The following is a 20573-nucleotide window of genomic DNA, read 5'->3' on the forward strand; positions in this document are numbered from 1 at the left end:
TTAGACTCCGACAGGGCGGCAACGGCTACTTTGGCTTTGAATTCTGCGCTGTGACGGGTGCGATGTTGTGGCATTGAACCTCTCCTCTGGAAATAGGTCGGTCCATTGCTTATCACCCTGTCTCAAAAACCGCAACCACTTCAGGACATCCACTTTACAAAACCCCTTTGCACGTTGCTTTTGGGGCTTTGCGCGTTGGCTTTCCCCCTCTGCAGGCTGACTTTGTAGCTTTGCAAGCTTGCATCGGTCCTTTGCAAGCTGACATTGTCGGTACGCGACGGAAAAAAAGGGAAAGCAGGTGATCCTGGGCGGAAATCGAGAGGAGGCAAGGCCGTTCCGGCATGTTTCTTGTCCAAAGCCAGCGGTTTCCCACCGATGCAACGCTAAAAGGTCCAAAAGCAGCTGCTTTTTTGCAAAAGCACGCTTGCAAAGGTCCTCTGCAAGCGTGAAGAGCATCTAAAGCAGTCAGCAGCGCATCAATAGCGGTAGGAAAGCTCTGCACGCAGGAGCCGGTTCATCTGCGTGTCGCCGGCGCGCAGCTCGTAGTTGTGGATCCACTCCTGCCCGTAGAGAAGCAGGGCGTTCCATTCCTTGGAGAACGGGAAGGTCCAGGTGGCGCGGAGGGCGTTCTTGCGCTCGATCGCCTGCATGACGCCGGCGGCATCGAAGCGGCCGGAGGCGTCGACGGTCACGCGCCCGTAGTCGCCGCGCCTGGTGTGGAAGGCCTCGAGCGCGAGGTTGTTGCGGACCGAGAACCAGTGGCTGTAGCGCAGGAAGAAGTCCTGGGTGGCGCCCCCCTGCGAGTGTCCGATGGGCATGTTGTACCTCAGATACCCTTCCGGGAAGGTGCCGTTGGTGTAGAGGATACGGTTTCCGCGGAAATACTCGAAGCGGAGGTCGTCCCTGCCACTTTCGGTGAGACGCGGGAGGTAGAAGCCTGCGACATAGCTCTCCACTATGGGCCAGAACGAGGCGGAGTCCTCGCCCGAGAGCTCGCCGTAGAGTTCGGTGTTGCGCAACCAAGGCAGTCTCAAGCGCAGGTCGAACCCAGCCACGGTGTTGGAGTTGTCATCGCTGGTACCGCCGACGATGCCGCGGACGATGTCCCCCAGGCTGTTGTTGACGCCGGGACCGCCGACCTGCCGCCCCAGGTTGATGCCGAACTCGAGGTCATCCAGCGGCTTCATGGCCAGTTTGCCTGCAAAGAAGAAAGGCTGGCGCTCCAGTCCGTCGGTGACGGTCTTTTCGAACCGGGAGAAGATCAGGGAGTATTTCAGGTCCCATAGGTATTTCGTCTTCACCAATTCGGGGCTGGAGAGCTTGACGAGGTCGAAGTTCCTGGCGTTGTTGGTGAGGGTGATAGCGCCGCGATAGCCCGGCCCCAGCCAGTTTTCGTCCCGTCCCACCTCCAGTTCGAGCCCCTTCCCCCCCAGCTTGACATAGCCCCGGTTCAAGCGCAGGCGCGCCTCATCGGCGTCTTCTGACCAAAGCAGCATCGGTTCCACTAACGCCGAGGCATATGAGGAGACGTAGAGCGCACCGCTCGCCCTGAGGTCGACGTTGGAGCCGGCGCGATAAACCGCGCCGTCGTTGTTCTCGAAAAGAGGCGTTCCTTCAGTTCCACGCTGCTGGACCGGAGATGGATATGGATTGGCGGGCCTTAGGCCGCTGCCGATGCCGAAGACCCCGTCGTTGCCCGGGTCGTGCACGGCCCGGAAGTAGCTCCGCGGAGCACCGTCCACGTAGACATAGCGAAGTCGAGCGGCGGCAACCGGAGCGAAATCGAACGTAGGCGCCGCGTCCTCGCGGCCGTAGTAGGAGAGTTCGCGCGGCAGCAGTTCGTTCAGGCGATCGAGCAGTTCCGCGGCCAAGGCAGGCTGTCCGCCGGCGGCAGCCCGCGCTTCGGCCTCCTTGACCAGGCGTGCGGCCTCCGCCTGCGACAGGGGGCGGATACCCTTCACGTCCGAGGATATGAGCCCGAAACCGGACAACTTCTCGAGGTATGAATAAACGGGACTGTCCAGCGGGATATTCGGTGAGGAAAGCGCAAAGGCAAGACAGGGATATAAGACGACTACGCATGCCGCGACGACAATAAACTTGGACAATTTCATTCAATTCTCAATCTTTTAACAGGGATAAAAAGGATAAAAGGGATGACTACCCACACAATCTGTTGCCTAATCTTCGATATTCCAATTTAGGAGAACCGAAATTAATCAGTAACCCGACGCCAATGCCGGTGGCTTTAAGGTAATTCAGGACCTGGGCTACATGCTCGGGAGCTAAAGCTTTTACAGCCTTTAACTCTAGCAACACGGTACCCTCAACAACGACATCCGCGTAGAAATCGCCAACGTTTTTCTTGCGGTAAAAGACCTGCAGGGGAACTTGCGCCCGTGCCTGAAGACCTGCTTCTTCAAGAGCTATCAAAAGGGATCTTTCGTAAACCGACTCAAGAAAGCCGTTGCCTAATTCATTACTCACGTCAAAGCAGGCGGCTAGAATCTTCCCGGTCAAATCTTCATAAATCATCGCGGTCTCCTTAGATTCAGAAGTTGTATCGGATGATCCTAAGAAGTGCTTCGTTTTATCCCCTTTATCCCCTTTATCCCTGTAAATAGGGTTTTTCTCTAGATCTTGTTTAGGCAGCCGTCCCCTCGCTGGTGCCGGCGACGCGGAGGTTTCGGATGAAGGTGAGTTTTTGGGGCGGGAACAGGTCAGGCCTGACCCGCTGGAAGGCAAACGGCGGTGCCACGTCGAACTCGTAGCGCGGCACGAACTCAGGCACGATGCTGCGTAACGAGGCCAGCACCTCTCCCAGGTCGTGAGCCCTGGCGTGGTTGAAGAGCTGCTCGAGGTCCGCCGTGACCTTCTTCAGATCAGTCGCCACCGGCGCCATGACCCTGATCTTTTTATGGCTGGTAGGCCGGATCCCCTCACCGTCGATCAAAAGCTCCTCGAAGAGCTTCTCCCCGGGCTTGAGGCCGGTGAACTGGATCTCGATCTCCTTGTGCGGGATGAAACCGGAAAGCCTTATCAGTTCCTCGGCCAGCGAAAGTATGCGGACCGGCTCTCCCATGTCCAGAACGAAAATCTCACCCCCATGCCCGATGCAGCCGGCTTGCATGACCAGCTGAGACGCCTCCGGAATCGTCATGAAGTAGCGCACGACATCCTTGTCTGTCACGGTGACCGGGCCGCCCTTGCGGATCTGCTCCTTGAACAGGGGTATGACGCTCCCGTTGCTCCCCAAGACATTGCCGAAACGCACCGTGGTGAACTTGGTCTGGCTCTTCGCCGCCAGCGCCTGAACGTAGATTTCGGCGCTCCTCTTGGTGGCCCCCATGACGTTGGTCGGGTTGACCGCCTTGTCCGTGGAGACCATGACGAAATTGCGCACCTTGAACTTGTGCGCCGCGTCCGCCACGATCTTCGACCCCAGCACGTTGTTGAGAACCGCCTCGGCCGGGTTGTACTCCATCATGGCCACGTGCTTGTAGGCCGCGGCATGGAACACCACCTCCGGGCCGAACTCGTCGAAGACCGTCTCGACCCGATCCTGGTTCTTCACGTCACCCACCATCGGGATGATGCGCAGGTCAGGGAAGGCGGCGGCGAGCTCCTTTTCGATGTAAAATAGCGGGGTCTCGGCGTGGTCGAACAGCACCAGTTTTGCCGGTTTGAACAGGGCGACCTGGCGGCAGATCTCGCTGCCGATGCTCCCCGCCGCGCCGGTCACCAGCACCCTTTTGTCGGTAAGGTAGTTGCGGATCGCGGTCTGGTCCAAGGCCACCGGGTCGCGCCCCAGGAGGTCCTCGATCTCCACGTCCTTGATCTGGCTCATGGAAAACTTGCCGTCGATGATGTCGGTGATCCCCGGCAGGGTCTTGAAGCGCGCCTTGGCCCGTTCGCAGTTGGTTATAACCCGGCGCATCAGCTCCGGCCCGCCGGAGGGGATGGCGAAGATGACCTCCTCGACGCTGTACTTGCGCACCAGCGCGCAAAGCCGGTCGGTCCCGCCGATAACGCGCACGCCTGAGAGCCGCATCCCCTTTTTCTCCGGGTCGTCATCCACGAAACCTATCACGTTATAGGTGGCGTCGGCCTGCTTGCGGATCTCCTTGAGCAGGAGGTTCCCAGCCTCACCCGCACCGATGATGAGCGTCCTTCTCCCCTTGTGCAGACTGGGGATCAACTGGGTTTCCCGGTAGATGCGCCAGAGCAGCCGACTGGTCGCGACCATGGAAAAGAGCAGGAACCAATCCAGGATGTAGACGGACCGAGGCAGGGCGAAAGGACCCTTCATGAAAACGAGTGCAAGGGCCGAGAGCAGCGAAGAGAGTGTCACCACCTTGAAGATCTCGTAACCGTCCTGCAGCGATGCATAGCGCCAGATGCTGCGGTACATGCCCGAGGCGATGAACATGATCGGCTTGGCCGAAAGGATTACCAGCAATCCATGCAGCAGGTTATTGAACTGCTCGGAGGGTATTTGAAAGTCAAAGCGAAGCAGGAAGGAGAGAACGAAAGCACCAGCAATGAGCACAACATCGAGGAAAAACACAAGGATTCTTCTAGTGCGGAACATGTCCCCCCCACAGCACGACAGGTCATTATGAACCTAAAGAGTCTACATTAAAACTAACATATACAACTATACCATCTGGCCTAAAAAAAGCAAACCTTAATGTAATATTTTCCGTTGGCTACTCGGACTGTCACAGCGTTAATCGTATGAGACAGTAAGAGGTGGTAGTAAAGTCCAATCCAGCCGGGAATTGCCCCGTTGCAAGCCCCAAAAAACGGAGCACGGTACCAGGACTTTATTTAAAGAGGCAAGGAGCATGTTTGTGCAGAATCAAGGGCATCAACGTCCTGCAGATATTTAGAACTCACCAACTTATGAACCGTACTCTTTAACTCGAGTGAATTCGACAGTAACTGTTCATTGGTGTACAGCGATACAGTCCTGTTGTATTTTTTCAATGAGTCAACCTCTTTACAGAACCTACCGGCCCCCACCTCAGGTGATACGCCTTCATAAACGAGGTTGAAATCCCGAGACAAAATGACCTGAGACGACCCCAATCTATGGTGTTCAGATAAAATCAATTCAGAACCGAGAGCGCCTTGACCAATTCTCGCTATCCCTCCAAATCCAAACTTTATGCTTTGGGACTTTATGCTGGAGGCCAGATACTCAACGATCCCGCAGGAAAGAAGTTCGAACATAAAATCTAATTTCAATGATAAATGGAGATCGTTAAGTCCGATGTGGATGTTTTGTATTCCATTTACTTTAACAATTTCGTTCACCCGTGCCAGAGCCTGACCAGTTTCTAACAGCAAGCACGTCTCCACCCGACCTCGCACCAGTGTGAGAAATTTATCGACCTCCACAGCATTTGTAAACATGGGGAGCATGAGGATATCGGCACCAAGTTCAATGCATCTTGTTATCTCGCCAGCCGAATCATCATGTAGCGGGTTTATCCGCACCATCAATTGTGAGGAGTTCAGCACTTTACGTATTTTTGTCACGTCCTCCAAAGTATGACGGGAAATCACACTATTCAAATGCCCCTGTCTTTCATCTTTCCCATTGATTTCCAGATCAACCATTACCTTGTGAACTCCCGCCATCTGGGCGGCACCCGCTCTAAAGGGGTCATTGGTTATATATATAAAGTCCATTAATAGCTCACAAAGTTCTTAAAAATATAATCCGATGTTTCTCGAGTCCTGACAACTGAGTACCCGCCTCCTTCAACTTTCTTTATAATTGCACAGTTAGGCAAAATAAACGGAGGTTTCATCACTATCGAGTAAGAGCCAACATTCTCGTAGACAATGAAATCTCCAACCTCCGCATAGCCTTTAACTGACTTGGAAAGGTAGTCGCTCTCTATGCATGTGAACCCTGTGACATCGAAAAACTGCGAAGCCTCACCTACATCAGTAGAAGCATCGCGGTTAAGTATCGATACTGGCAAGTTGAGCGAACGTGCGACGGGGCTGATGTTAAAGATGCTTCCGGACACGTTTACTATACGTCTGCCATTTATATTTTTAATATTGATGATTTTTGTATAGAATTTAAAAGTATCAGCAACCAAGGCAGTTCCAGGCTCGATAAAAAGCAGAGGCTTTTTGCTTTGTCCTTCAAAGGCCCGGGCAAATTTTGTACATATCACTTTTGCATAATCAGAAAAATTGGGCAGTTCGAACTTGTATGTCATCTTAAGCTTATCAGGCATGTTGCCAAAGTATCCACCGCCTATGTTGATAAAGTCAGGCGGCTCACTGAAAAGGTTTTGACACAATTCAATCATACGCTCGACTCTCACAGCATACGAAGACAAGTCACGATTAGGGAAATGGCAGTGCAGGCCAGCCAACCTCAAATTTGGTGAGTTGTTGATAGTCTGAACTGCATGTCGAAATTCCTCGCCTCCAACATCAAAACCAAAGCGCGACTGCAAGTTATCGTCAATGGGGAAATTGCATCTGATTGCAACATTTATGACGCGCGTTGACGCCTCAAGCGAGGTAGCGACTGCCATATTCAGGTCGCGGATGGAGTCCAAATTAACCAAAGCCCCGGACAAGAGTGCGGCCCGAATGGAATCAAAAGACTTGTACGGACCATTATAGACGATCCTTTCAGGCAAGACACCAAGCCTGCAGGCAAGGTTATATTCCATCTCCGATACTACTTCGGCATACCCGCCAAGCTGATCGACAAGTTTGCAGATGTCAGGGGTATAATTAGTCTTGTAAGAATATGCTATTTGAGTTTGGCCATACAATGCTTTGAAGGCATGGTCCATCCTCCTGAAATTATCTATAAACCTGCCCTCATCATAAACAAAAAAAGGATCTCCATATTGTTTACTTAGTTCCTCGGCCTCGGTCCACGCCATGTCAGTTCTCCACTCTCTTTTCGATGGTATTTTTCATAAATAATACGACATAAGGAGTTTTAAATAGAATAACTAGGTCAAGCCAGATTCCTTTTTCCAGGTATTTATCGACATACATGTTGTCTAAAATGATTTTTTCATCCCAGTTTAGATCGTTCCGTCCTGAAATCTGGGCAAGCCCAGTTATCCCAGGTTTCACCATGAACCGTTTCTTAAGAGTCTCATTGAAGTCTTTATAATCGCCGAGTTCATTGAAAACAGGAGGACGGGGTCCGACGAAAGACATGGTGCCATTGAGTACATTAATGATCTGGGGAAGTTCATCCAAGCTTGCAACCCTAAGAACCCTGCCAACCTTGGTAATTCTAGGATCATCCGAGAAACTGAAAAGCTCAGCCGGACTTTCTATCGAACCGCTTCTTAGAACATCCGTAGCATTGTGAGGGATGGGCGATCTATCAGCATGTTCGATCATGGATCGGAACTTGAGCATTTTGAAGATAACGCCGTCTTTGCCAATCCGGTCTTGAGTAAAGAGAACAGGCCCCTTCGAGTCAAGCTTGATTAGAACTGCAATCACAATAAAAACCGGCGCAAAAAAAATGAGTAGTGTCAGACCAAGTGCTATGTCAAGAATGCGTTTCGCCATATGTTAAAACCTTTCCCTTGCGGTAAGAGTGCAGCTATCAATAAACTTTCGTCAACCATCCACCATGCTGGGGACTCTTATTACTAACGACATCAAGATACAAGTCCAACATTTTTACCGTCAGCTCACCAGGTAAGCCTTGACCTACAGGCACGCGGTCAATAGAGGTAATTGGAGTCACTTCTGCTGCGCTGCCACATAGAAAAACCTCATCTGCAATATATAGTTCAGTCCTGTCGACCTCCCTCTCGCACACGCGTAAGTTCATTTCTAATGCAAGGTCCAAAATTGTATTGCGGGTGATACTTTCAAGAACAGAAGAAGTGAGCGAAGGCGTGATGAGCTGGCCATTTCTCACAATAAACAAACAGGCGCCCGCGCCCTCCGAAACCTTTCCGTTAGAAGCGAGAAATATCGGCACATCATAACCATTCCTCCGCGCTTCGAGATGACCATAACGGCCGTTTATATAATTAGCCCCGGCTTTGATCCTAGGTGGGAGACAGTTGTCACCAATGCGGTCCCAAGATGAGACACAGGCAGACAGGCCCTTCAGATTAGTAACGTCGGTCCTACTTTTGGCAATAGGAGCGATAAACATTTCGACAGGGGCTACTGAGTTCCAGCTCCCCTCGCCATCGATAAACAGCGTCATTCTGACAGCCACATCCTGTCGATAGCTATTGAAGCGGATCGTTTCTAAAAAATACTCCCGCAACTGCCCGAGAGCATACGGGCATGAAAATCCTATGAGTTTACATGAGTTAAGCAAACGGTCGAAATGCTCCTGTAGGCGGAAGGCGTATAGTTGCTGTTGCTCTTCATTCCAGTAACAACGAATCCCCTCGAAAACGTTTAAACCAAACTGTGAGGTGGGAGAAAGCACGTTGATTTTAGCGTCCGCCACCGGAACAATGCTGCCTTTAAACCAGATACCGCGATCTTCCATTTTCTTCTCCTCGTTTACACTTAAACAACCGTCGTTATATTTACCGTATGTATTTAAACGCTGATTTAATTACCCTATGAACAGAAACACTTCTTTAAGTAACCTTTTACTCGGGATCCGACATCTATGTATTCCATGATAGAATAAATCGGATTCAGTCACGAAGAGGTCAAGTGACAGAATTTGAGACTTCTTCAAGATACTTTTTCATATTCGAGTAAACAATTTCTGCGGTGAACCTTTCTTGAAAGAGGTTGATGGCATTGTTCGCCATTATCTTCAGATGTGCTGGATCGTCATAGGACAGTTCGAGTGCATCTACAAGGCTATTTACATCACCTTCTGAATAGAAAACGCCACAACCATTACTAAGCAAAAGATCGTGCAGAACCCCGGTCAGGGGAGATAACACCGGTAGACCGGCAGAAAGGTATTCGATAGGCTTGTTTGGAATCGACGCACAAAAATCTTTTGTGTTGTGATACGGAGCTAACCCCAAGTGCGCAATGCGCATTAAAGCGCATATTTCACTTGAACCAACCCAACCGGGGAAACTCACATTTGATAGTCCAGCGGCGGCTTTTTTATAATAATCAAGACGATCCCCCGCACCGCATAAAATGAAGTGGAACGCTCGCGACCCGCCGTCAAGCCTGCGGGCTGCATCGATGACCGTATCGAGATCGAACTGCCGCCCAATCGTACCGAAAAACACCACGAAAAATTGCTTTGAATCAACAGCAATCCCGTGCTCCTTCCAAAACTCGTTGGCCTCTCTCAACTCGGCATCAGTTGGTCTGCGTTCCTCATAACCAAACGGGAATTCCCGATCGAGTTCGCTGCGCGACCTGTTGGCGTACCCGAGTCCCCATTGTAGGATCTGCGGCGTCATGCTGGTCAGGGCGGTTGCATGAGAACATGCCCAACGCAGATCCCTAAAAAGCGGGGTCAAAATCAGACGCGCGAGACCTCGCGCCCAGCGTGGAGCTAAATCTACGAATATTTCCGGCCACAAGTCACGGATATCAAGTACCACTGGAATTTTCCTAGAAACAGCGTACTTCACCGCGGCGCGACTTAAATCAATAGTCGGCATGGAGCAGAGAATGACATCGGGAATTGGCTCCCTTGGTGCGAGTTCGGCAAAACGTGTAGCATGCTCACGGTGATCAAGTAACCGCGCCAGGGAAATGTTGCGCCGATATCCTCTTGAACGAAGCATCATCAAACGATATCCGTCGGAGATGGTTGTAGATACTTCATGGACTGCACGCTGCTTTTTGCGGGTGTGATCGAAAGATGAACACCACCAGACAACCTCGTGTCCGTTCTGAGACAACAGGCGGGCAAGAATTCCCGTTCGCAGCAGGCGCTCATCGTGGCCGTCCGTAGGAACGGGTTCGCCTATGGTTATGAGCCAAACACGCATCGTTTCAAATCTCCCGGAGTAACATTAAATTGCGGAAGGACCAGCAATACTAGTTGAAAAAGAAGGTCGTCAATCCTCACCCGCGCAACGTGCGCAAGCCTCGAGAAACTTTAAAACACGTTTAGATATGATACTTTCGGCAAGATCCCTTTTAGCGATAACAGGGCCGTTGGAGCGTCTCCCCAGGGAAATAACATCGGCCACTGCTTGGCCTAAAGCATGGGGGTCTCTGGCAACAATCCTCGAGGGATCTACTTCAAGGAGACGCTCAACCACATCACCAACAGCCACACTGACCACGGGTAGGCCGCATGCCATGGCTTCTTTAACGATTGTCGGACTACCTTCGTAATCACTGGTCACAATTAATGCATCGGCCGCATTTGTGTATAGGGGAACCTCTTCAGGCTTTACATTGCCGCAAAGAACTTCGAACCTGAGGTTTGGAATCCGCCTTTTGGCCTGCCAGTAGGCCGCCTCGGCTAAGTCCAAACGCTTTACTGTGCAGTGGAGCCCGGCATTAAAGAGAAGGACCGGGTCTTGATGCGTCCACCCGAGGGCTTTTCTTGCCTCGCAAGGAGAAACGGGCTGAAAACAGTCAACATCAACCCCCATAGGAACGACGACGGCACGGTTTTGTCCAAACCTCAGGCGTCCAAACAGTTCCTGGCTGACACAGATAATGCCCTTGGCTCTGCGTGCGGCAAGTTGGGAGAGAACGTGGCCAATAAAAACTCTAAGTTGATTGCCCGGGCCAGGATTGAGATCACTACCATGAAAGGTGATCACGACCGGGTAATTCGTTGAATGAGTAACCAGCCAGGCAGTCATTGTGCCATAATGAACATGAATTATGTCGGGTTTAAAGGTGCTGATCTCAGCGCGCAGCCTAAAAGAGTCGCGTAAAAGCCCAAACAAAGAGGTGCGGGAAGCAACGAAAAAGCGGCGGACGGTAGCGCCAAGTTCCTCGATCTTGTCCACCTGACGGCGGGAGAATACCATACTCATCCCTTGGCCGTTACCAGGAATCACTGTAAGTACTTTCAATGAACAGGCTCCTCGATACCATTTCGCTGAAGTTTGGAATTAATACGGGAAGCGGCCTTAAGAGATCTGAACACCTTAAGTGCCACATAAACAATAACAAAAGGAATCAGACTCATAAGGGTGGCTTTAACCGACCCCAAAATACCGTTTCTGACACTACTAATTACCAGCGCATAATAGATGCCGCCGTAGGAGAGAAGAACCAGGTCATTATTACAATACTTTCTAAATTTCTGGTATATTTTTTGGGTGATAAGGCCATAACAAAACATGAAGATAAACACTCCTACGGCGCCAAACGCCCAATACCCCTCCTGAAGAAAGAAAAAACCATACCCACCACCGATTTCGCGAACGCCGGGGTAAAAAACCTCTACGAATTGTTCATTCAGCGGAAGTGGTCTTTCATCAAAGAAAATCCTCGGCATGAATACCATGAGTTCGGTAATGATCGACCATCCATAGCTGAAATGAGTTTCTCCATCACTTATCCCCTGGATCAGTCTCATAAGATTTTCCCCGACGATAAGCTCTCCGGAGGATGACAGCTGTAAAAACTTGGCACCATATACACTAAAGTAGTCCCAAAAAACGGATAACATCTCCAATGGATTGCTAGTAACTCTGACTATGGACATAACATTCATGAACAAGTATAAGAACGAACCTATCATTATTCCGGTTCTCAGCTTAATCTCTCTCACCCTGTAATGATAATAAGCAAAGACCGTAACAGCTGCACTAATAACTAGTCCTCGCCAGCCTGACAACGTATTTACCACGAGGTAATCTACTATTATCGTGAACCCAACCAGCCTTAGAAGCCAATGTCTCTTAAACATCAGTATAGTCGCCGACGATAAAATATATGCGATAGGTATTTTTTGAGTAAAAACCTCTACAAGCCCGGCTGTACTATCTTTCATTTTTTCTACGCGAGATATAAGGGCCATCTCACCATAGGATTTGATATGCAAAAAATCAAAAAAATCGGTAAGATTAACGGCAAAGACAGCCCCCAAAACGATGCCCATTGCAATTATGCATTGCCTAATTAGTCTGTTAGACGGCAGTTTCAAATGGACTTTCGAAGATATTTCCGTCTTTACGGCTAAAATACCCAACATCAGTCCTGAAAGTCCTATCAGGCAGATTGCGTAATATTGAGTGAGGGTGTCATCACTTATATAATCTCCGTAGTATGTAGTCAAATTAGTTTCAACGTCTACAGCAGAGGCAACTGAGTATAGGAACAACAAAACGACAAAACCTATTACAGGAGACAAAAGGTCAGTTTTGTTTTTACGATGATATACAATCAAAAATATTGAAGATGTTAAAATATAATTGATAACAAAAGCGGTAAGCCTATTGATACAATGTTGATCATTGGCAAAGTAAGTGATGCACATAAATGCCATCAGCAAAAAAATAAAAGCCGTATGCAGATAAACGGAACTTTTGTCTGTCATAATCACCGCGAGGTTTTACTCCAATGGAATATTTGATATTCAAAAGCAATAGTTTGGGTCACTAGGGCAGCCTGTTTGACACCAAGCACTACCTCGTTTGAAAGGTCTATAAGATCGTGTAGGTAAGGTAACCCCAATAGAGTAGGCGCTGAACGGTGCATCACCTTGCCTGATACACTTTGCAACTGAGGTGTTACTCCTTCCGTGCAGGAACCGGTGTCTCTGCAGTACAGGGACGCGGCGGAACATCCCTGTCACGGAGAAATTTTGCAGGGACCCCTCCCCATATCTGGTTTGAAGGAACGTCGCGGGTGACAACTGCACCGGCGGCGATTATGGCCCCACGATGGATCGTTACCCCGCGCAAGACTACTACATTGGCACCTACCCAAACATTGTCCTCAATGACCGGGCGAGGAGAAATTTTTGTTGTTGAGGCAGCAGTAAATCCAGCAACAACCGCCTCAAAAGGTGAGGTTGTCCAGTGATCCGGTATATGCTCGGTAGGGCCGATCAGGACATTATAGGCTATCGAGCAGTACCTGCCGATTGTCGCAGCTGAAATATCGCCAGAATTGACATAAGTGCCGCAACCTATGCTGACGTCTCTGCCTATAACAACGTCGCCTAAAAAAGCGGCTTCTTTGACATCAGCATAGGGACTGATTCGGGCCGCTGAAGAAAGCTCGACACCATACATTGAGGCCTTAACCCATCCTACTGCGTAGTAGAGTTTCTTAGCTACGAGATTGAAAATGTTCTTGCACAGAATCAGCATTGCGGTCTCACTTTTTTGGGAAAGTCACATCTGCGGACCTTACGCATCGGCTACAACATACTGCTTGAGATACCTGAAGGTTATCGGAGTCGCCAGCGCTGTAAACGCGAGTGTCGCACAGAAACAGGAAGCTATAGTCGCGATCCCTACCAAACCGGTTATTGGCCAAGTGATCAGCAGTTTAAGTCCACCGCACAACAAAAATGAGGAGACCAACGGATAAAACAAGTCGTATGTGAACCAGTTTAAGTTCTCCCCGGGGATGATACAACGGTGTATCAAAGTAATGACGATCAAATCTTGTAGAAGGCTCACCCCAGAGAAGGTGGCCGCAGCCCCTAACAGTCCATAATGCTTTACACTTAACATAAGAAGCGGCACATAGATTACGAGGAAGGGGATAAAAATGTACAGTATCACCTTCATACGGCCAAAGGCCTGCATGATAGAATATGGCATGTAGAGAAGGCCATTGAAGGTTGCGCCAACTATCAGAACCGACATGATGACATGGCAGTGTGCCACGGTCACCGGATCCCTAATCCACAAGAATAGAATCTCTTTGGAAAAAAATACCAGCGTGGCAGATATGGGCATGACAGCCAAAGACATGAATTGGCAACCCTTGTGGTAGACCTCTGTTAGTGAAGCGACATCGTTTTTGGCTTGTAATTGGGTTAACACCGGGAAAAAAGCGCAATATATGGGGTAATAAAGCATAAAGAGACTTCCCACCACCTGCCAGGCGATACTGTAGTAACCGAACTCGGTGAGGGAAATCTGTTTGCTGAGAATGATTTTGTCCAGCTGATTGAAGAGCAGGATGACGACGGATACGAGGCTCATCCCGATCGCCAACCGCCAGACCGATCTGATCAGTTCGTACTGGAACCTTGATGCAGCACCCGTAGCAGGTAGGGAGCGCCAGAGGGCGACACCCACCGCTGCAACATTGACGATGCTCATAAAGAGCTGCCACCAGAAGAAGGCCAAGACGGGTGAGGGGGAGAAAATGACCACCACTAGCGCCCCCACACCGCGTAACGTCCACAGCGCCGCATTGATGTAGTTGAAGAGGACCTGCCGCTGCAGCCCCATCAGCCCGCCGCTGTAAAAACCGACCGGCCACTGGAACACCATGGACAGACCCATGAGGAGCACTGACTGCTTCACCACCCCGAAGGAAAGCGCCTGAGCATTCACCCATTTGGCGGCCACCACAGGGGAGAGCAGGAGCACCACACCGCACAGCACTGCGGCAAGCCCCCAGTACACGACCTCAAGCGTTCGCACCGAGTTGCGCATCATCTGTTCCTGCCCTGGAGAGGCCGAGTAACGGGCCAACTCGCGGTTGATGGACGGGCTCAGCCCCAGGTCCAGTATGGTCATGAGCGGTTGGATCGTGGCGAAGATCCCGACCAGGCCATAAGCCTCTATGCCCATGTAATTTATGTACAGAGGTACGAAGGCGACGTTGATTATGGCAGCCCAAGCCTTGCCGGCATAGTTGGCTATGACATTTCTTTTCAGCGTGCTCAATGGGAACCTTTTGGTGCCATGCCTTGGAACAGTTCGTTGAAGATCACCGCCTTCAACTTCGCTGCACGCGCAGGGTCCTTTTTGACTAGATTGTCGTTCTCTTCGGGGTCTCTGGCGAGGTTGTACAGTTCCTCCTTCGGTGTGTTCAGGGAACACACGTACTTGTATTTCCCTTCAACCACACTGACGGTACCCAGTTTAACCACCGCCTTTTGGTAGTTCTGTTCGAGATTCATGGAGAAAACTCTTTGCTCCTGGCGTTGCCCCCCCCTCAGGAGTTCCAGAAATGATTTCCCCTGCATATTGGCTGTAGCCGGAATCCCGGCTGCAGCGAGGATGGTCGGCGCTAAGTCAACCTGTTGCACGTTTTGCTCAATGCGGACGGCGTTTTTTTGCCCGGGGAGGCGCACAACGAGCGGTATGTGGATGAGCGGTTGGTTCAGCCTGTCACCGCCGTGTGACTGTTCACCCTTCTCGAATATTTCACCGTGGTCGGCAGAGACGAAGACAGCGGTGTTTTCCAGATAGCCGTCCTTTTCGAGCTTTTTGATAAAGCGCCCGAATTCGTTGTCAGTGTAGAGAATGAGTTCATCGTAGCGTGCTCTGAGGGAGTCTATCCTAAGCTGGTCTTTGGGGTCATAACACCTGCCATAGATGGAGTACTGAGAAGTCGCCGTGTCGAAAATCTTCTGCGCCAGAAAGTGGTACTTGAACTTCTCCGGCGGCAGATAAGGTGCATGCGGGGTGAAAACGTGTACCCACAGGAAGAACGGGCCGTCCTTCTTTTGGTCCAGGAATCTCGACGCCTCCTCGAAGGTCTTTTCGGGCGGGTTCATGACCTGAGTATTCCAGTCCTTGTTGCCAACCATGAAGAAGTCGTGCCACTCGGCAGGAAGTGGGGGATCGATGACTATGTAGTTCAAGAAGTACTTGAATGCGTAGTACACCACGACACCTTTCATGCTGTAGAACCAGTTGTTGATGTTACTGTCCAGCTTTAAAAGTATCGGTGTGAGAGTGTTGTAGCACCGGCCGGAGACGTAATTGGAGATATAGGGAACCGGCGCCACGTAGCTGAAGTCGGCATAGGTCCTGTTGTGCCAAGGATGCGCCGCCGGGTTCGCCACCACCGCCGCCGTCGTATAACCATTTTTCTTTAAGATGGCTGAAAGATTGTCACGACGTGCCTCTTCGGTCAGCACCATGAAATTGTTGTAAACCTTGTGCTGTGCAGGGTAGTTACTGGTGAGTATGCTGCAGATGCTCGGAGAGGTATGGTTGGAATTAGAGAACATGCGGTCAAAAACGAAGGCAGTCCTCGCAAATGTGTTTATGTTAGGGGTGGTGTCTCTTGAGTAGCCATAGAGTGACATGTCTGATGCGCTCAAGGCGTCGAACGTGATGAGAATTATGTTCTGTTTGTGCGTGGAAGGCGCTGTCACCGGCGCTGCCGGACCAGCAAACAAGGAGACCGCAGTAAACCTGACAACCAGGACGAGGACCGACACCGCCGCAAATACCGGGACTGCCTTAAAAACCCCGTCAACGATGGAAGGGATCTGCTTCAGCTTGGCTGCAAGAACAAGGTTAAAAAGCAGGAATATGCCTATCACTATGGCGTGCCGCAGAGTGTTCTGCCCAGCGGGAACCACCGTGGCCGACCAAAGGTTCAAGTAGATGAAAAAGACCAAATCCACAAAAAACCATACCGCCAGGCTGTTGGCCGTCAGCACCAGCTTTCCCAGTGTCTTGTTGAAAAAACCAAGCACCGTGCTTAATGGACCGACTACGAGGGCCGGGAATACAGCAGCCAGAGAGAGGATGAGAACCAGCAGCGACGTGTCCACGGCAATGGTAGTGAGGGTGAACGCCCCGAGGAAGGAGTCGATACGGTACAGAAAGTCGCCCGGCAGCAAAATGAACAGCAGCGCGCAACTCCAGTATTTGAAGACACGCAGTGAGTTCTGCCTTATCTCATGCATCGAGATCTTTTTCATGTTTGGCAGATACCCCCGATGGCTCGGGCGACATCCAGCACGGTTGCGACATCTGCCACACTTTCCCTCCTGCTGCCGAAGATGACCCCCGGGACCAGGGAGGCGTCGCAACAGTGGTCACCACTCCACTTTTTCAGGTTGTTTTCCAAAACCGGCCCAGCGCCGAAGGCACCGATGGCACTCTGCCAAGAGGTGCGATAACCATCGGCGAAGCCTATCACTAAGTCCGGCCCATCGGCGGCATCGATCCTCCCGTAAAGGGCCCCGGTGTCATAGCATCCTTTGACGCAGTTGACATCTCCGTCGGAAAGAGTCAACAGATCAGCTGCCAGCCTTCGTTGCAGTGCGGGAAGATCCGCAGGATCCACGATGCCTTGGCTCTCCCGTCCCTTGACGTTGAAGTAGATGCTGGTAAAGCCCACGGCGTAGGCGCTGGTGGCCGACCAGTCAACTCCCTCGAACAGCCCGCTGCAGGAGTCTACACCGTCCTTCAGTGTGAGGTATCCCTTTTCCATCAGCCAAGCATTCACATGAACCGAGCGCCGGAAGGTAGTGAAACCGTGATCGGAGCAGACCAGCAGTTGCCCCCCGGGCGCCCGCTCCATGACCTCGCCCAGGATTCGGTCCATCCAGCGGTAGTACCTGGGGATGACGTCGCCGAAGCTTTCGGCCGCATGCGCATCGTACATCGGATGGGAGCCGTCCTGCAGGCGCCAGAACATGTGCTGGATGCGGTCGGTGGTATCGAAGACACAGCCAAGAAGGCCGTTCCGGAACCGCGCGAGCTCATGCATGAGCATCGCTTCGCGCTCGGCCATCACGGCGTCGCACAACTCGACGAACTCGCTGTCAGAAAGGACGCCGTCGTTGAGCGCGTTGGTGTCCTCGGAGATGCCAAGGGTGGCGTACGGACCGATGGCCTGGGAAAGCTCTGTGGCGTACCCCGCGGGGGTGGCAATAGGGAACTCAGCGCTGGCGTAGTCCACCTGGACCGGGGTCAGGTAGAGCCTGAACTCGGGGGCGGTCTGCTGCAGCAGGAAGCGGCAGACGCCGGTCACTTTGCGGAAGAAACCGACGTCAAAGCTAAGCTCGATCCACGGGCTCCAGGAGCCCACCTGGAGCGTCACCGCCTTCCTGCCGATTTTAAGTGTGGCTTCCCGCTCGTCGAACTCGATGAACAGCGGCAGCGTCGCGGCCTTTCTCCCGATGAGTGAAGCGGTGAAAGGGCCGGCTATGTCGGTTTGGATCTTGCCGCCGCGTGGGGCCACCTCGACGATGCGCCCCTTGCTGTCGGGCGCGAGCGTTCCTTTCTCGGTGGTGTACCAGGCATAACTTCCCAGCATGCCGCGCACGTCCGGAACACCGAGTCCGGCCAGAAGTTTCCCTTCCTGAAAGGGGCGCGGTGGAAAGCCCATGGGCCACTTAAGCAGCGTACCCTGCTCCCCTCGCCGGGCCGCCTGCTCCCAGAAGGTCTCCCCCTGCACCGGGTTCACGTACTTACCGGAGTGCTGGCGGTGCAGGGACAGAAACGGTTTATAGGTGGCGGGGTCGCGGTGGATGAAGTCGAAGATGCCGTGGGCGCTGGGCGCCTTGCCGGTAGCAATCGTGGCCCACACCACCGGGCTTTGCGGCGGCGCGACGGTGGCGAGCCTGCCGTAGGAGCCCATTTGCGCCAGGCGCTCGAAATTGGGCAGGCTCCCCTCCCCCATCATGCGCTCGGTGACAACCGGGTCCATGCCGTCGACTCCCAGGAAGATGCACCCCGTCATGCCACGATCCCTGCGCCGGCCGGTACGCCGTCACACTCGATCACGAAGCGTCCAAGCTCCGGGACCACGGCGAAGGAGTCGATCACAAGGGGTGCCTCAGTACGGATGCGACAGCGTGCCATCTCGCCAATGTTGAGGCTCTCCGGGTCGAGTTCGTCATCCGGCGCGGCCGGGTCATACACCTTGAGCAGCTCGATAACCCCGGCGACCGCCTGGGTTGCGCAGCGAACCACGACGCGGCGACCGGAGACGTAGGAGTCGGCAAACCAGAAGATGGTGGCGCCGAAATCAGACACGGACCTGGGCGCCGGCTCCCCGGCGACAATCTCCCCACGCTGCGGCACCCGGTCGACATCGAGGAAGAGTCCGACGGCGTCCCCGTAACTGGCCGCTCCCACGTCCAGCGCAGGATACCTGGCGATGCCGCGCACCCGCGCTCTGCACCCTTCTGGCCAGACGGCGACCCAGTCGCCGGTGCTGAGACGGCCGGAATCGACCTTGCCGACCAGGACCGCCCCCTCCTCGTGCGGGTAGACGTCCTGCACAGCGAACCGGAAGGGACGCTCCTCGATGGGGGGAGTGTCTATGGCGTCCAGAACCTCGAGGAAGCAGGGGCCGAAGTACCAGGAGAGCCCTCCTTCCAGGGCGCGGCTGGCCACGTTCTCACCGGTCAGGGCCGAGATGGGAATGATGGCAAAGGGGGTGCCGGAAAACTCCGCGAACAGGTCGCGCACCTGGTCCGCCACCTCAAGGTACCGCTCGCGGTCGTAGCCGGTCTGGTCCAGCTTGTTGATCAGCACGCAGATCTCCTTGATGCCCACCATGGCGAGGAGTTTCGCGTGCCGCCTGGTCTGCGGGCAGATCCCCTCCACGGCATCCACCATCAACACGGCGGCGTCTGCGTAGCTCGCTCCGGTCAACATGTTGCGGATGAACTCCCGGTGCCCCGGCGCATCGATTATGACGTAGTTGCGCTGCGAGCTGGTGAAGTAGATCTGCGAGGTGTCAATGGTGATGCCGCGCTGGCGCTCCTCCTCGAAGGCGTCAAGCACGAACGCGAACTCGCTGGCCTTGCCGGCGTCGTGTGAGCTCTGCCGCATCTCGGCCAGGCGGTCCGCCTGCAGCGCTCCGGTATCGTAAAGGAGCCGGCCGATGAGGGTACTTTTGCCGTGATCGACGTGTCCGGTGATTACGATCGGGAAGGGGCGCATTACATGTACCCCAGCGAACGGAGTTTCTGCATGGTGTAGAGGTTCTCCTTGTCCTGAGCGCGTCCGGCGCGCTCCGATTCCGTGGTCAGCTGCAGCTCCTTGATGATCTCGTCGATGCTGGCGGCGGGCGAATGGACCGGCGAGCAGCAGGGAACACAGCCAATGCTGCGGTAGCGGTGCCCCTGCCGGCTCAGGTAGAGGTCGACGAGGGGGAGTTGCTCGCGCCGAATGTAGCGCCAGATGTCCAACTCGGTGAAGTGGAGGATCGGGTGTACCCGGTAGTGCTCGCTGTCGTTCAAAAACGAGTTGTACTGGTCCCACAGCTCCGCGGGCTGGTTCTCGTAATCCCACTGAAACTGGGAATCCCTGGGGGAAAAGTAGCGCTCCTTGGCCCTGATACCGTGTTCGTCGCGCCGGATGCCGAGGAGGATGGCCTGGAACCCCTCCCGGTCGATCAGCTGTTTGAGCGCATTGGTCTTCAGCTCGGTGCAGCAGTCGAGCTTCGCGCCTTTGTCGGGGCCCATGCCGCAGGCCAACTGCTCCTCGTTGCGCGCAACGATGACCTCGAACCCCCACTCCTTGGCCAGCCGATCCCGGAACTCGTACATCTCCGGGAACTTGTAGCCGGTGTCGATGTGGATCACCGGGAAGGGGATCTTGCCGAAGAATGCCTTGCGAACCAGGCAGAGGAGCGTCGTAGAATCCTTGCCGACCGACCAGAGCATGCCGGTACGCCCCTTGAATTTCTGGTAGGCTTCGCGGATCACACAGATACTTTTGCTTTCTAACGCGTCGAGGTAGTCCATA

At 52.9% G+C, this 20573-nt stretch carries 16 protein-coding genes; all 16 read right to left on the minus strand.

The annotated features are described in order from the left end of the window. Window positions 1–476: 476 nt before the first annotated feature. Entirely contained in the window at window positions 477–2114 is a 1638-nt protein-coding gene (locus tag KOM00_RS04850; RefSeq protein WP_216497711.1) for a capsule assembly Wzi family protein, read from the minus strand. A gap of 46 nt (window positions 2115–2160) precedes the next feature. Beyond that, window positions 2161–2535 (minus strand): GxxExxY protein, encoded by a 375-nt coding sequence (locus KOM00_RS04855; RefSeq protein ID WP_216497712.1) that lies wholly within the window; start codon window positions 2533–2535, stop codon window positions 2161–2163. 109 nt (window positions 2536–2644) lie between these two features. Beyond that, window positions 2645–4591: a polysaccharide biosynthesis protein gene (locus KOM00_RS04860; RefSeq protein WP_216497713.1), complete on the minus strand. Its 1947-nt coding sequence runs from the start codon at window positions 4589–4591 to the stop codon at window positions 2645–2647. 239 nt (window positions 4592–4830) lie between these two features. Beyond that, the gene (locus KOM00_RS04865; protein ID WP_268898980.1) at window positions 4831–5697 is read right to left on the minus strand and encodes an aldolase/citrate lyase family protein; all 867 of its coding nucleotides are present in this window, start codon (window positions 5695–5697) and stop codon (window positions 4831–4833) included. Further along, the gene (locus KOM00_RS04870) at window positions 5697–6926 is read right to left on the minus strand and encodes a type III PLP-dependent enzyme domain-containing protein (protein WP_216497715.1); all 1230 of its coding nucleotides are present in this window, start codon (window positions 6924–6926) and stop codon (window positions 5697–5699) included. The genes KOM00_RS04865 and KOM00_RS04870 overlap by 1 nt, the downstream gene beginning before the upstream one ends. Window position 6927: 1 nt before the next feature. Next, entirely contained in the window at window positions 6928–7575 is a 648-nt protein-coding gene (locus KOM00_RS04875) for a sugar transferase (protein WP_216497716.1), read from the minus strand. A 37-nt stretch (window positions 7576–7612) separates the two neighbouring features. Further along, entirely contained in the window at window positions 7613–8524 is a 912-nt protein-coding gene (locus KOM00_RS04880; protein ID WP_216497717.1) for a branched-chain amino acid transaminase, read from the minus strand. Window positions 8525–8693: 169 nt separating this feature from the next. After that, on the minus strand, window positions 8694–9953 hold the full coding sequence (locus tag KOM00_RS04885; RefSeq protein ID WP_216497718.1) for a glycosyltransferase family 4 protein: 1260 nt from the start codon (window positions 9951–9953) through the stop codon (window positions 8694–8696). A 69-nt stretch (window positions 9954–10022) separates the two neighbouring features. Beyond that, the gene (locus KOM00_RS04890) at window positions 10023–11000 is read right to left on the minus strand and encodes a glycosyltransferase family 4 protein (RefSeq protein WP_216497719.1); all 978 of its coding nucleotides are present in this window, start codon (window positions 10998–11000) and stop codon (window positions 10023–10025) included. After that, window positions 10997–12472 (minus strand): O-antigen polymerase, encoded by a 1476-nt coding sequence (locus KOM00_RS04895; protein ID WP_236026766.1) that lies wholly within the window; start codon window positions 12470–12472, stop codon window positions 10997–10999. The genes KOM00_RS04890 and KOM00_RS04895 overlap by 4 nt, the downstream gene beginning before the upstream one ends. 193 nt (window positions 12473–12665) lie before the next feature. Then, window positions 12666–13250: an acyltransferase gene (locus KOM00_RS04900; protein ID WP_216497721.1), complete on the minus strand. Its 585-nt coding sequence runs from the start codon at window positions 13248–13250 to the stop codon at window positions 12666–12668. A gap of 39 nt (window positions 13251–13289) precedes the next feature. Next, window positions 13290–14789: an oligosaccharide flippase family protein gene (locus KOM00_RS04905; RefSeq protein ID WP_216497722.1), complete on the minus strand. Its 1500-nt coding sequence runs from the start codon at window positions 14787–14789 to the stop codon at window positions 13290–13292. After that, window positions 14786–16786 carry a sulfatase family protein gene (locus KOM00_RS04910; RefSeq protein ID WP_216497723.1) on the minus strand — a complete coding sequence of 667 codons (2001 nt, stop codon included), beginning with the start codon at window positions 16784–16786 and terminating at the stop codon, window positions 14786–14788. Before KOM00_RS04910 ends, KOM00_RS04905 begins: the two co-directional genes overlap by 4 nt. Continuing rightward, window positions 16783–18555 carry an alkaline phosphatase family protein gene (locus tag KOM00_RS04915; RefSeq protein WP_216497724.1) on the minus strand — a complete coding sequence of 591 codons (1773 nt, stop codon included), beginning with the start codon at window positions 18553–18555 and terminating at the stop codon, window positions 16783–16785. Before KOM00_RS04915 ends, KOM00_RS04910 begins: the two co-directional genes overlap by 4 nt. Further along, a complete protein-coding gene (locus KOM00_RS04920; protein ID WP_216497725.1) occupies window positions 18552–19766 on the minus strand; it encodes a GTP-binding protein in 1215 nt (404 codons plus the stop codon). The genes KOM00_RS04915 and KOM00_RS04920 overlap by 4 nt, the downstream gene beginning before the upstream one ends. After that, complete coding sequence (cysD, locus tag KOM00_RS04925) at window positions 19766–20572, minus strand: sulfate adenylyltransferase subunit CysD (protein WP_216497726.1); 807 nt, start codon at window positions 20570–20572, stop codon at window positions 19766–19768. Before cysD ends, KOM00_RS04920 begins: the two co-directional genes overlap by 1 nt. Window position 20573: the final 1 nt, after the last annotated feature.

The sequence above is a fragment of the Geomonas diazotrophica genome (genome assembly GCF_018919385.1).
Classification (GTDB): Bacteria; Desulfobacterota; Desulfuromonadia; order Geobacterales; family Geobacteraceae; genus Geomonas; species Geomonas diazotrophica.

Coding starts and splice junctions, on each gene's coding strand:
- KOM00_RS04850 (WP_216497711.1), bottom strand. CDS start 2,114: ATGAAATTGTCCAAGTTTATTGTCGTCGCGGCATGCGTAGTCGTCTTA.
- KOM00_RS04855 (WP_216497712.1), bottom strand. CDS start 2,535: ATGATTTATGAAGATTTGACCGGGAAGATTCTAGCCGCCTGCTTTGAC.
- KOM00_RS04860 (WP_216497713.1), bottom strand. CDS start 4,591: ATGTTCCGCACTAGAAGAATCCTTGTGTTTTTCCTCGATGTTGTGCTC.
- KOM00_RS04865 (WP_268898980.1), bottom strand. CDS start 5,697: ATGGACTTTATATATATAACCAATGACCCCTTTAGAGCGGGTGCCGCC.
- KOM00_RS04870 (WP_216497715.1), bottom strand. CDS start 6,926: ATGGCGTGGACCGAGGCCGAGGAACTAAGTAAACAATATGGAGATCCT.
- KOM00_RS04875 (WP_216497716.1), bottom strand. CDS start 7,575: ATGGCGAAACGCATTCTTGACATAGCACTTGGTCTGACACTACTCATT.
- KOM00_RS04880 (WP_216497717.1), bottom strand. CDS start 8,524: ATGGAAGATCGCGGTATCTGGTTTAAAGGCAGCATTGTTCCGGTGGCG.
- KOM00_RS04885 (WP_216497718.1), bottom strand. CDS start 9,953: ATGCGTGTTTGGCTCATAACCATAGGCGAACCCGTTCCTACGGACGGC.
- KOM00_RS04895 (WP_236026766.1), bottom strand. CDS start 12,472: ATGACAGACAAAAGTTCCGTTTATCTGCATACGGCTTTTATTTTTTTG.
- KOM00_RS04900 (WP_216497721.1), bottom strand. CDS start 13,250: ATGCTGATTCTGTGCAAGAACATTTTCAATCTCGTAGCTAAGAAACTC.
- KOM00_RS04910 (WP_216497723.1), bottom strand. CDS start 16,786: ATGAAAAAGATCTCGATGCATGAGATAAGGCAGAACTCACTGCGTGTC.
- KOM00_RS04915 (WP_216497724.1), bottom strand. CDS start 18,555: ATGACGGGGTGCATCTTCCTGGGAGTCGACGGCATGGACCCGGTTGTC.
- KOM00_RS04920 (WP_216497725.1), bottom strand. CDS start 19,766: ATGCGCCCCTTCCCGATCGTAATCACCGGACACGTCGATCACGGCAAA.
- cysD (WP_216497726.1), bottom strand. CDS start 20,572: ATGGACTACCTCGACGCGTTAGAAAGCAAAAGTATCTGTGTGATCCGC.